Origin of the sequence: Micromonospora sp. WMMD1102, from assembly GCF_029626265.1 — a bacterium.
Lineage (GTDB): Bacteria > Actinomycetota > Actinomycetes > Mycobacteriales > Micromonosporaceae > Plantactinospora.
The window spans coordinates 6,580,260-6,592,224 of record NZ_JARUBN010000001.1 but is presented as its reverse complement, the minus strand read 5'-3'; the positions used below and the strand labels follow the sequence as shown (position 1 = coordinate 6,592,224).

Sequence of the window (11,965 nt, the reverse complement as noted above, 5' to 3'; positions counted from 1 at the left end):
GCGGACCCGAGCCGGACCCGAGCTGGAGTGACGGCCCGGGTCGGGACCCGGCGTCCTGTGGTTCACTGTCGACGGGGAACCGGCCGAGTCGACGGGGAACCGGAGGCGTGGACCGGGGACCGGAGGAGGGGGTGGACCGTGCAGTTGCCGGCGGTGCTCGGCGAGCCGATCCGGTTCGTGCTCAACTGGGGTCGGCGCTACTCGCTCTGGGTCTTCAACTTCGGGCTGGCCTGCTGCGCGATCGAGTTCATCGCGACCAGCATGGGCCGGCACGACTTCATCCGGCTCGGCGTGATCCCGTTCGCGCACGGTCCCCGGCAGGCCGACCTGATGGTGGTCTCCGGGACGGTCACCGACAAGATGGCCCCGGCGATCAAGCGGCTCTACGACCAGATGCCCGAGCCGAAGTACGTGATCTCGTTCGGCGCCTGCTCCAACTGCGGAGGCCCGTACTGGGACTCGTACTCGGTGACCAAGGGCGTGGACCAGATCATCCCGGTCGACGTCTACGTCCCCGGCTGCCCGCCGCGCCCCGAGGCACTGCTGCACGGCATCCTGCGCCTACAGGACAAGATCGCTGCCGAGCGCTCCGGCCCCGGCGGGGTGGCCCGGCCGGACGAGCTGGCCTCGCCGGCCGACCGGGGCGGCGTACCGGCCGGGCGCGGCGCCGACGCGCTCACCGCGCCTCCGGTGCCGCCCCCGGCCGCCCGGCAGTGACCTCCCGTCCACCGTCCGGACAGCGGCGGCGGAAAGTAGCGATTGGTGCCTGATCTGCCGGAATTGGCAGGTTGACCGATTGAACCGCGTCCGGGGGACCGGCACGATTACTCTCCCGGCTCATGGAACTGCGTTGGGTGACTTCTATGGCCGGAGTGCTGGTAGTGGCGCTCTGCCTGCCGACCACACCGGCGGCGGCCGCGCCGGTCGCACAGACCTCCGCCGGCTACGCCGGCACGGTCCGCACCGAACACGGCCGCCCGGTGCCCGGCGCCTGTCTCGCGCTGCTCCGCACCGAGACGGTGGAACAGGCCACCTTCTGCACCGATCCCGCCGGCCGGTACTCGATCAGCGGGGTGCCGACCGACCTCGGCTACCGGGTCCGGGTGACCGCCCCCGGCCACCGCACCCACTGGTGGCCGGACGCACCCGACTACGGCAACGCCGAGACCGTCTGGGTGCCCGGCGACACGGTGCTGGAACGCGACGTGGTGCTCGGCACCGGCGCCGGCACCCTGCGGGGGCGGGTGGTGGACGACTCCGGCGCCCCGGCCGACGCCACGGTCACCGTCTGGGCCACCGACCGGGACTGGCACGCGCTGGCGTACGCCACGCCGGACGGGGACGGCCGCTACCAGATCGGCAACCTTCGGCCCGGCCGCTACCAGGTCTCCCTCTTCGACGACGTGCACGGCACCCAGTGGCTGCCGGGCCGGGAGGACCGGACGGACGCCGGAACCTACCCGCTGGCCGACGCCCGAACGCTGACCCTGGACGAGGCGTGGCTGCCACTCGGCACCGTCGAGGTGCGGGTCACCGACGCGGCGACCGGAGCACCGGTACCCCGGCCCTGTGCCCGGATCGACGCCCCCACCCGGACCGTGGAGTCCTGCGGGGCCGCCGGGCTGGTCCGGCTCGGCCAGGTCCCGCCCGGCCGGTGGGAGGTGGCCGTCACCGCCGCACCCTCGCACTTCCCGCCCGCCCGTCCGGCGGCGGTCGAGGTGGTCCGGGGCGCGGTGGCCCGGCCCGCGGTGACGCTGGTCGCGGGTGCCGGGCTGACCGGCACGGTCCGGGACTCGGTCACCGGAGGACCCGTGGACCGGGTCTGCGTCCGGCTGGTCGTGCCGGGTCGGGGCGGGCAGTCCGCCGGCCAGCCCGGCTACTGCTCCGACGCCACCGGCCGGCTCGCGATCGGCCCGCTGGACCACTCGGCCACCGTGCAGCTCTATGCCTACCGGGCCGACGACCCGTACGAACGGACCGACCGGCGGTACGGCGCCCAGTGGGTTACCCCCAACGGCGGTACCGGTGACCAGCGGCTCGCCGCCCGGGTGCGGATCAGGGCCGGCCGGACCGCCGCCATCGCGCCGATCGTGATGGACCCGCCCGGCGCGATCGGCGGCACCGTCACCGACGCGTCGACCGGGGCGCCGGTGCCGGGGGTCTGCGCCTACCCGTACGCCTTCCGGCCCGACCGGGGCAGCGGGCACGGCCGGCACTGCTCGGGACCGGACGGCCGCTACACGATCGACGACCTCGGCCCGTACTCCTGGCCGGTGCAGTTCGTCCCGCCTCCGGGCAACGGGTACGCCTGGCAGTGGTCCGGGGACGTCGCCGACCGGCTGACCGCCCGACTCACCCCGGTCGCCGCCGGCCGGACCGCCGAACTGCCGGCCCGGCTGGTCGCCGGGGGCAGCCTGGCCGGCACCCTCACCCGGCGCGGCGTGCCGGCCGGTTCCGGGTACGTCTGGACGTACCACCACCGGACCGGGGACGTCGCGGGGGCCGGGCCGGCGCACCCGGGCCCGGACGGCCGGTTCGTCCTGCCCGGCCACCGCACCCAACAGGTGCACGTCGAGTACGCCGAGGCCGCCACCACCTGCTGGTACGGGCTACCGGCCGACGGGAACGCCGGGCCGAGGACCGCCAGCCCGGTCCAGGTCACCGACGACCGGGCCACGACGCTGGAACTGGACCTGGTCACCACCTGCGCGCCCCGGCCCGGAGGCTAGCCGGTCCCGTGCCGTCGGTGCCGACCGTTCCCGTGGTCGTCGGTCAGTGCGGGAACTCCAGCACCACCTTGATGTCGTCGGGCTCCGAGGCGTACGCCTCGGCATACCTGTCGACCGGCACCCGCCGGGTGACCATCCTGGCCAGCCAGTCCCGGTCGGCGGCGGCGAGCGCCTCGGCGGCGAGTTCCCAGTGCCGCCGGTTCGCGTTCACGGTGCCGAAGACGACGTTGTTCTCCAGCACCAGTTCGCGGTTGAGCGCGCCCGCGTCGAAGTCGATCGTCCGCCCGCCGGAGGAGACGCCGGTCAGGCAGACGATCCCGTTCGGCGCCGCCTGGCACATCGCGTCCAGCACCACCGTCGGGGCGCCGGTGCACTCCAGCACGATGTCGAACTCCACGCCCAGCTCGGGGATGCTGCCGGTGTGGAACTGGCCGCCGAGCGCCTCCACCAGGGCCGGCTTCTCGCCGTTCGCCGAGCGGTTCAGCACGTGCAACTCGTGGCCGCGCTGCGCGGCGAGCAGGGCGGCCAGCAGGCCGATCGGTCCCGCCCCGGCCACCAGTACCCGTTTCGGTTCCCAGGCGGCGCGGGCGCCGATCCGCTCGATGTGCTCCCACGCCTTCGCCACCACACTCGTCGGTTCGAGCAGCATGCCCAGCTCGGCGAGGGCCGGGTCGAGGCGTACGGCGAACTTCGGCGAGACCCGCCAGCGGTCCCGGGCGAAACCCTGGAGGCACTTGATGCCGTGCTCGGTGTAGAGACCGTTGCGGCACATGTCCCACTCGCCGACCGCGCAGTTGGTGCAGGGCACCGGGTCCGGGTGCCGGACGATCCCGGCGACCAGGTCACCGGGGGCGAGCGAGCCGCTCGGGTCCTCCAGCACCCGGCCCAGCGACTCGTGCCCGAGCACCAGTTCGGTGCTGCCGGGCGGCGGCTCGCCGTAATCGCCGTCGATGATCTCGCGGTCGGTGCCGCAGACACCGACCGCGACGGCCTCCACCAGCACCGCGCCCTCTTCGGGGCTCGGCTCCGGGAAGTCGTCGGCCAGTCGCAGCGAGCCGGCCCGGCCCGGGGTCACGGTAATCGCACGCACCTGGTCATTCTTCCCTCCCGGACTGTCCGGTACGCCGGGAGTTGCCGAATAACCCGTCCGGGCCCGGCGGTACGGCCGGAGATGGCCCTAGGATCGCGGACATGACCCCGGAACAGGTCGGTGACCGGTTGGCCACCCTGCTCGCGGATGCGGAGACGACCGTCGGGCAGTCCGGCGGCCAGGCGTACGCGCGGGCGACCGTCGACGTACCGGCCGGCCGGTGGCGGGACGCGGTCCGGGCGGTCCGGGACGACACCGAGCTGGCCTGCGACTTCTTCGACTGGCTCTCCGCCGTCGACGAGTTGGACGGCGGGTTCGACGTGGTGGCGCACCTCTGGTCGACCCGGCACCGGCACGGCGTGCTGCTCCGGACCCGGGTGCCCCGGGACGCCGCGACCGTCGGGTCCGTGGTGGACCTCTATCCGGGGGCGGCCTGGCACGAGCGGGAGACGCACGAGATGTTCGGCGTCGACTTCGCCGGCCATCCCGGCCTGGCGCCCCTGCTGCTGCCGCCGGAGTTCGAGGGGCATCCGCTGCGCAAGGAGTTCGTGCTCGCCTCCCGGGTGGCGAAGGCGTGGCCGGGTGCGAAGGAGCCGGGCGAGTCCGAGGCGGGTACCACCCGGCGGCAGGCGATGCGCCCACCGGGCGTACCGGCACCTGGGGAGTGGGGGGTGGCCGCCGCCGTACCCGTCTCCGCCGCACCCGCCTCCGGCCCGCCCGCCCGGACCTCCCCGGCCAACAGACCGCCGCGCCGCACCCCGCCGGCCGCGCCCGCGTCGGGGCCGCCGGCCCGGTCTGCCTCGGGGTCGCCGGATGATGGCGGCGGCGGGGTGGCTGGCGGGGCCGGGGCGGCGGAGCCGGAGCGCCGGGACGGGGGCGCGTGATGCCGCTCTGGCTGGAACTGCTGGTCCGGGTCGTCGGGGTGGTGGCGGCGTTCCTGGTCCTGCCGCTGGTGGTCGGGCAGGCCGAGCACAAGGTGATGGCGCACATGCAGGGCCGGCTCGGCCCGATGTACGCGGGTGGCTTCCACGGCTGGGCACAGTTGATCGCCGACGGCGTCAAGTTCGTGCAGAAGGAGGACATCACCCCGCGCGAGGCGGACCGGGCGGTGTTCCGGCTCGCCCCGGTGGTGGCGCTGGTGCCGTACCTGCTGGCATTGCTGGTGATCCCGCTCGGCCCGAACGACCTGGTCGGGCAGCCGCTGGACATCGGGCTCTTCTTCGTGCTCGCGGTGGTCGGCGTCGGGGTGGTCGCGGTACTCATGTCGGCCTGGGCCTCGGCCAACAAGTACAGCCTGCTCGGCGGGCTCCGGGGCGCCGCCCAGTTGCTCGGCTACGAACTGCCGCTGGTGCTCGCGGCGGCAAGTGTGGCGATGGCGGCCGGCACGCTGAGCCTGCCCGGCATCGTGCAGGCGTGGCAGCCGTGGTGGCTGCTCTGGCAGGCCCCGGCGATGGTGGTCTTCTTCGTCGCCGGGCTCGCCGAGATCCGCCGCCCGCCGTTCGACATGCCGATCGCCGACTCCGAACTGGTCTTCGGGTACATGACCGAGTACACGGGTCTCCGGTTCGCCTTCTTCCTGCTCGCCGAGTACGTCGGCATCGTGGTGATCGCCGCGCTGACCACGGTGCTGTTCCTCGGCGGTTGGCAGGGGCCGTTCGGTGACGAGTACCTCGGCTGGCTCTGGACCCTGCTGAAGGTCTTCGCCGTCTCGTTCGTGATCATCTGGTTCCGGGTGACGTACCCCCGGCTGCGCGAGGACCAGTTGCAGCGGCTCTGCTGGCTGGTGTTGGTCCCGGTGGCGCTCGGCCAGCTGGTGCTGACCGCCGGGGTGAAGTTGGCGATCGCCTGATCCCGGGCGCCCAGCCGCGAATGGCGACGATGGTCGGACGCGTCGAGGTCACCGCTTCGGGCCGCTCGGCCGGGTGGCGGCGGCCCGGGGTCGTGGAGTCGGGCCGTCGTTGCCGCGACGGTCCGACTCCACGACCCCGGGAACCGACTGATCGAGAAACGTCGTCGGGTTTTGCCGGCACCATTCCACCGCTATCGCGGCTTTGAAGCACCGGCCGCCTGGACCGGCCCGCTCGCCACACGCCTGACACAATCCGCCGATCATCCGATGCAGCCGGATCGTTTCGACAAGTCGTGTCCGGACGACCTCGGCGGGTAGCGGCGGGCCGTCCGCCGCGACGTCCAGATGGCCGCTGAGGACCAGCGCCTCGCGTGCGTCGAGTTCCACGCCGCCACCCCCTCGTCCGGGCGGCGCGGACGGGCTCCGCGCCGCTCTGCGAGAGCAGTGTGCGGCCGTTCGCGACCCCCGCCCCACCCGCGATGTCCGTCGTCGCCGGAGCGATGCGCGGGGCGGCGAGCCGGGTTGGGCTACAGGTGCCGGGGGGTCAGCCGGCTGATCGGCAGGTTGATCGGCCAGGGCTCGCCGGTGTCGACGAACTTCGTCCACCGGCCCGTCTCGACGTAGACCTCCTCGACCGGGTCCAGCCGGTTGGTGTGCACGACCAGCCCGTGCTTCGTCTCGATCCGCCAGTAGAACGGTATGCCGGCCCTGGCGTAGAGGGCCGGCTTGGTGAACCGGTCCATGCTCTCCGAGCTGTCCGAGACGATCTCGACGGCGAGTACCACCTCGTGCGGCTCGTACCGGGCGGTCCGGCGGGCCGCCGCGGTGGCCGTGCTGACCAGCACGTCCGGGATGAACGAGCGGCGCTGGCTGAGCCGCACCTCGACGGCCTGGGTCACGTCGTACTGGTCGGGGCAGTCCTCTTCGAGCGCGACCATCAGACGGCCGGCGATGGTCTGGTGTGCCGCGGTGGGGGAGGGCGACATGATCAAGACTCCGTCGAGAAGCTCGCGGCGGTGGCCGTCGTCGGGCATGGCGTCGAGGTCGTCGGTGGTCCACCCGCCGCTGGGCGGGTACGGATCGTTCAGGGCCGCGGTCATGGCATCCCTCTCGCGGACGGCGGGGCTCAGGTCACCCGACGCCACCGTACCGCTTCAACTGGCCAGGGGTGGTCGCGCCGGAACCGCCGACACGGCAGGATAAGGCGCATGAGTGTGCCGGGCGAGGGGTTGACGAAGGGGCTTGCCGTCACCTTCAGGACGATGACGCGGCACTCGCACACCCAGCAGTACCCGGACGTCGCCCCCGAGCTGCCGCCACGATCCCGGGGCGTGATCGCCCTGCTGGAGGAGAACTGCACGGTCTGCATGCTCTGCGCCCGGGAGTGCCCGGACTGGTGCATCTACATCGACTCCCACAAGGAGGAGGTGGCGATGCCCGGTGCGGCCCGGCCGCGCCAGCGCAACGTACTGGACCGCTTCGACATCGACTTCTCGCTCTGCATGTACTGCGGCATCTGCATCGAGGTCTGCCCCTTCGACGCGCTCTACTGGTCGCCGGAGTTCGAGTACGCCGAGTACGACATCCGGGACCTGCTGCACGACAAGGAGCACCTCGGGGAGTGGATGGGCAGCGTGCCGCCGCCGCCCGCGCACGACCCGAACGGCGAGCCGGCCAAGGAGGAGACCGCCGCGCAGAAGGCCGCCGCCCGCCCCGCCGGCCGTCCCGCCACCCGTCCCGCCGGCAGCCCCGCCGCCGCTGCGGGCCGGGAGGAGGAGCCGCCGTGACCGCCGCCGACGTGCTGATGCTGGCCCTCGGGGCGGTGGCGGTCGGCTCCGGCGTACTCGTGGTCGCCACCCGGCACCTGGTCCGGGCCGGCCTCTACCTGGTGGTCTGCCTGGGCGCGGTCGCCGGGCTCTACCTGGTGCTCACCGCCGAGCTGGTCGCCTGGGTGCAGTTGTTGATCTACGTCGGCGCGGTGGTGGTGCTGCTGCTCTTCGCGGTGATGCTGACCCGGGCGCCGATCGGCGCCGCCGACGACCTGGACCGGCCCGGCTGGCCGGCCGCGCTCGTCGGCGGCGGGACCGGGCTGGGCCTGGCCGCCCTGCTCGTCGACGCGTACCGGTGGTCCACCGTGGAGCTGCCCGAGCCGGGCACCGCCGAACGGGTCGGCACCGAGCTGTTCCGCTCCTGGGTGCTCCCGTTCGAGGTGCTCTCGGTGCTGCTGCTCTCCGCACTCGTCGGTGCGATCGCGGTGAGCGTACGGCTGCCGGGGCGGCCCCGGTGAGACCCGCCATCCCGTACGTCGTCGCCGCCCTCCTCTTCGGCATCGGCGTCTACGGCGTCCTGCGCCGGCGCAACGCCGTACTGGTGCTGATGGCCGTGGAGCTGATGCTGAACGCGGTGAACCTGCTGCTGGTCACCGCCGACGCCGCCCCGCTGCACCGGGCGCTGGGCCACCCCGCCCCGGGCGCCGACGGTGCCGCCCCGCTGCCGCTGACCGGGCAGGTGTTCACGCTCTTCGTCATCGTGATCGCCGCCGCCGAGGTGGGGGTGGGGCTGGCGATCGTGCTCCAGCTCTACCGGCTGCGCGGCACGGTGACAGTCGACGACGTACGCCTCGACACGCACACCCCGGACGCCGGCCCGCAGGGGATCGTGGCGGCTCCGGCCCGGACCGGCACCGGCCCGACGCCGGCACCGGGACCGGGACCTGGGACAGGGCCGGCGCGACCGGGGACTACGCCGGGGGCGGGCCGATGAGCGCCGCGACGGTGCTGGCCGCGCTGCTGCCGTCCGTACCCTTCGGACTGGCCCTGGTCGGGTTGCTGCTGCCGCAGCGGTCCCGGGCGGGTGCGGCGGCGCTCGGCATCGGCGGCGCGGCGGTGGCGCTGGCGGCGGCGATCGGCCTGGTCGTCGCCCTCGACGGCCGGGGTGCCGAGGCGGGCACCGGGTGGGTCGACTTCGGCGGGCTGGCGGTCACCCTCACGCTCCGGCTGGACCCGGCCGCCGCCCTGGTCGCGGTGGCGGTCGCCGCGGTGGCCCTGGCGGTGCAGGTCTACTCGGTCGGCTATCTGCACGACGACGACCGGTACGCCCCCTACGCCGCCCAGATCAGCCTCTTCACCGCCGCGATGCTGCTGGTGGTGGTCGCCGGTGACCTGATCATGCTGCTGGTCGGCTGGGAGGTGATGGGCATCTGCTCCTACCTGCTCATCGGCCACGACCGGCGGCTGCCGGAGGCGCCGGCCGCCGCCGTGAAGGCGTTCCTGGTGACCCGGGTCGGCGACGTCGGCTTCCTGCTCGGCATCGTGATCCTCGGCGTGCAGGCCGGCAGTTTCCGGATCTCGGACGTGCTGGCCCACGACTTCAGCCCCGGCACCCTCACCGCCGCCTGCCTGCTGCTGCTCGCCGGGGTGGCCGGGAAGAGCGCCCAGTTCCCGCTGCACACCTGGCTGCCGGACGCGATGGCCGGCCCGACCCCGATCTCCGCGCTGATCCACGCCGCGACGATGGTGGCCGCCGGGATCTACGTGCTGACCCGGCTCTTCCCGCTCTTCGAGCAGGCCCCGGCCGCGCTCGCCGTGCTCGGTGTGCTGGCGGCGGTCACCCTGCTGCTCGGCGCGCTCGCCGCCACCGCCCAGGACGACATCAAGCGGGTACTCGCCTGGTCGACGGTCTCCCAGCTCGGCTACATGGCCGGGGCGCTGGCGGTCGGCTCGCCGCCGGCCGCACTGTTCCACCTGCTCAGCCATGCTGCCTTCAAGGCGCTGCTCTTCCTGGCCGCGGGTGCGGTGATCCACGCAGTCGGCAGCAACCTGATGTCGGCGATGGGCGGGCTGCGCCGGCCGATGCCGGTGACCTTCTGGTGCACCACGGTCGGGCTGGCCGCGCTGGCCGGGGTGCCGCCGCTGGCCGGCTTCTGGAGCAAGGACGGCATCCTGGTTGTCGCCGAGCGGGCGGCCCGGCACCACGCCGGCCCGACCGCAGCCTGGGTCGGCTGGCTGGTCTGGCTGGCCGGGCTGGCCGGGGTCGCGCTGACCGCCTGGTACGCCACCCGCCTGCTGCTGCGCACCTTCCTCGGCACCTCCCGGGCGCAGACCCACCCGGTCGACACCCCGGCAGCGCACGCCGGCCCGGCGAGCCCGGCAGCGCACGCCGGCCCGGCGAGCCCGGACCTGTCGCCCGCCGAGCGGGGCGCGTCGGCGATCGACGCGCCGGCCGGCTCGCCCGCGCACACCCCGGCCGGCCCGCCGCACGACCCGCCCGGCCTGCTGCGCTGGCCGGTGATCCTGCTCGCGGTGCCGAGCGCGCTACTCGGACTGGCGGTCTTCGTCACCCCGTTCCGGGACGCGCTGGCGCTCGACGAGGCCCACCTGGGCAGCTTCGTGATCATCCCGGTGGCGTTGCTGGTCGCCGGTGCGGCGCTCGCCTGGTGGCGCTGGCGGGCCGACCCGGCCGCCGACCCGGCGACCGCGCTGGGGCCGCTGCGCCCGGCCTTCGCCCGCGCCTTCTGGCTCGACGAGGCCCAGCACGCCCTTGTCGTACGCCCGGTGCGGGCGCTCGGCCGGCTGGCCCGGCGCGCCGACGAGGGGCTGGTGGACGGGGCGGTCGAGCGGACCGGCCGGGGGACCGGCGGACTCGGCGGCGGGCTGGAGTCGCTGCACCGGGCCGGGGTGCCCCGGGCGGTGGTGGCGGTACTCGGCGGCGCCCTGCTGCTCGGCCTCGCCGCCGTACTGGCCCTCGGGGGCGTGGCATGACCCTCGGCGGGACGGGGCTGGTCGGCACGCTGGCGGTGCCGGCGGTCGGTGCGGCGGTGCTCGCTCTGCTGCCGGGGCGGTTCGACCGGGCCGCCCGGATCACCGGTACGGCCTTCGCGGCGGTGACCCTGGTGCTCGCCGCGCTGCTCGTGCTGGGCGCCACCGACAGTTGGGTGGTCTACGACGCGTCCCCGGTCGGCGCGCCCGGGACGGCGGCGCCGGCCATCTGGCCGTGGCACCAGGTGGACCTGGCCTGGGTGCCCGGACTCGACCTGCGGTTCCAGCTCGGCGTGGACGGGATCTCCTACCCGCTGGTGGTGCTTACCGCGCTGCTGACGCTGCTCTGCTGCGCGTACACCTGGTGGCGGGTGCCGGCGCCGGGCCGGGGCCGCAGCCTCGTCGCGCTGCTGCTGGTGGTCGAGGTCGGCATCCTCGGCACCTTCCTCGCCCTCGACCTGGTGCTCTTCTTCCTCTTCTTCGAGGTCGTCCTGCTGCCGATGTACGCGATCATCGCGGTCTGGGGCGGCGAGGGCCGGCAGCACGCGGCCCGGAAGTTCGCCCTCTACACCCTCTTCGGCTCGGTGCTGCTGCTGGTCGGCGTCTTCACCGTGGTGACCGCCGCCGGCACCGCCGACCTGACCGAGCTGACCGGCGGCACCGGCCTGTCCCGGGGCACCCAGATCGGCGCGTTCGTGCTGCTGGCGATCGCGTTCGCGGTGAAGAGTCCGCTCTGGCCGCTGCACTCCTGGCTGCCGGACGCGCACACCGCCGCGCCGACGGTCGGCAGCGTGATCCTGGCCGGCGTACTGCTGAAGATGGGCACCTACGGGCTGATCCGGGTGGCGGTCGGGGTGGCGCCGGAGGGGGCGCGGGCGGCGGCCGGGGTGCTCGGGGTGCTGGCGGTGGCGGCGATAATCGTCGGCTCGCTGGTCTGCCTGGCGCAGAGCGAGCTGAAGCGGCTGATCGCCTATTCGAGTGTCGGGCACATGGGGTTCGTGCTGCTCGGCATCGCCACGCTCACCGCCACCGGCCTCCAGGCGGCGCTGATCGGGAACATCGCACACGGGGTCATCACCGGCCTGCTCTTCTTCCTGGCCGGGGCGGTCAAGGACCGCGCGCACACCGGGGGGCTGGCCGAACTGGGCGGGCTCCGGGAGAGCAGCCCGCGGCTGGCCGGGCTGCTCGGCTTCGCCGCCGTCGCCTCGCTCGGACTACCCGGCCTGGCCGGATTCTGGGGCGAAGCCTTCGCGGTGGTGGCCGCCTGGCAGGTGGGAGGTCCACTCTGGACCACCCTGGCCGTGCTCGCCGCGCTCGGCGGCGCGCTGACGGCGGCGTACCTGCTGCGGCTGCTGCGCCGGGTCACGCACGGGCCGGCCAGCCCGAGGGTGCTGACGCTGACGCCGGGACTGGCCGGGGCGGAGTGGGCCGCCTGGGGGCCGCTGGTGCTGCTCGCCGTGGCGCTCGGGCTCGCCCCGACCCTGGTGCTCGGCTATGCCGAGGTGCCGGTCGAGGCGCTGCTGGAGGCGATCCGATGAGC

The 11,965-nt window shown here is 74.2% G+C and carries 11 protein-coding genes; 9 read left to right on the top strand and 2 right to left on the bottom strand.

What is annotated here, in order from left to right; genetic code table 11:
- The first annotated feature begins 138 nt into the window (after positions 1 to 138).
- Both O7626_RS29680 and O7626_RS29675 read left to right on the top strand, forming a co-directional pair.
- Positions 139 to 717: an NADH-quinone oxidoreductase subunit B gene (locus O7626_RS29680; RefSeq protein WP_278064338.1), complete on the top strand. Its 579-nt coding sequence runs from the start codon at positions 139 to 141 to the stop codon at positions 715 to 717.
- 122 nt (positions 718 to 839) lie between these two features.
- Positions 840 to 2,729 carry a carboxypeptidase-like regulatory domain-containing protein gene (locus tag O7626_RS29675; protein WP_278064337.1) on the top strand — a complete coding sequence of 630 codons (1,890 nt, stop codon included), beginning with the start codon at positions 840 to 842 and terminating at the stop codon, positions 2,727 to 2,729.
- 43 nt (positions 2,730 to 2,772) lie between these two features.
- Here O7626_RS29675 and O7626_RS29670 read toward each other — a convergent pair whose 3' ends face one another.
- A complete protein-coding gene (locus tag O7626_RS29670; RefSeq protein ID WP_278064336.1) occupies positions 2,773 to 3,819 on the bottom strand; it encodes a glucose 1-dehydrogenase in 1,047 nt (348 codons plus the stop codon).
- A gap of 101 nt (positions 3,820 to 3,920) precedes the next feature.
- Here O7626_RS29670 and O7626_RS29665 point away from each other — a divergent pair, with 101 nt between their 5' ends.
- On the top strand, positions 3,921 to 4,703 hold the full coding sequence (locus O7626_RS29665) for an NADH-quinone oxidoreductase subunit C (RefSeq protein ID WP_278064335.1): 783 nt from the start codon (positions 3,921 to 3,923) through the stop codon (positions 4,701 to 4,703).
- The gene (gene nuoH, locus O7626_RS29660; protein WP_278064334.1) at positions 4,703 to 5,668 is read left to right on the top strand and encodes an NADH-quinone oxidoreductase subunit NuoH; all 966 of its coding nucleotides are present in this window, start codon (positions 4,703 to 4,705) and stop codon (positions 5,666 to 5,668) included. Before O7626_RS29665 ends, nuoH begins: the two co-directional genes overlap by 1 nt.
- A 527-nt stretch (positions 5,669 to 6,195) precedes the next feature.
- Here the strand turns inward: nuoH and O7626_RS29655 are convergent.
- Positions 6,196 to 6,768: a Uma2 family endonuclease gene (locus O7626_RS29655; RefSeq protein ID WP_278064333.1), complete on the bottom strand. Its 573-nt coding sequence runs from the start codon at positions 6,766 to 6,768 to the stop codon at positions 6,196 to 6,198.
- A 108-nt stretch (positions 6,769 to 6,876) separates the two neighbouring features.
- Between O7626_RS29655 and O7626_RS29650 the strand changes: the two genes are divergently transcribed.
- The 5 genes from O7626_RS29650 to O7626_RS29630 are packed head-to-tail and all read left to right on the top strand — an operon-like array spanning position 6,877 to position 11,963.
- Entirely contained in the window at positions 6,877 to 7,455 is a 579-nt protein-coding gene (locus O7626_RS29650) for an NADH-quinone oxidoreductase subunit I (protein ID WP_278064332.1), read from the top strand.
- Positions 7,452 to 7,955 (top strand): NADH-quinone oxidoreductase subunit J, encoded by a 504-nt coding sequence (locus O7626_RS29645; protein WP_347404816.1) that lies wholly within the window; start codon positions 7,452 to 7,454, stop codon positions 7,953 to 7,955. The genes O7626_RS29650 and O7626_RS29645 overlap by 4 nt, the downstream gene beginning before the upstream one ends.
- Entirely contained in the window at positions 7,952 to 8,431 is a 480-nt protein-coding gene (nuoK, locus tag O7626_RS29640) for an NADH-quinone oxidoreductase subunit NuoK (RefSeq protein WP_278064331.1), read from the top strand. The genes O7626_RS29645 and nuoK overlap by 4 nt, the downstream gene beginning before the upstream one ends.
- A complete protein-coding gene (locus tag O7626_RS29635) occupies positions 8,428 to 10,428 on the top strand; it encodes an NADH-quinone oxidoreductase subunit L (RefSeq protein WP_278064330.1) in 2,001 nt (666 codons plus the stop codon). Before nuoK ends, O7626_RS29635 begins: the two co-directional genes overlap by 4 nt.
- Positions 10,425 to 11,963, top strand: a complete 1,539-nt coding sequence (locus O7626_RS29630; protein WP_278064329.1) for an NADH-quinone oxidoreductase subunit M — start codon at positions 10,425 to 10,427, stop codon at positions 11,961 to 11,963. Before O7626_RS29635 ends, O7626_RS29630 begins: the two co-directional genes overlap by 4 nt.
- Positions 11,964 to 11,965: the final 2 nt, after the last annotated feature.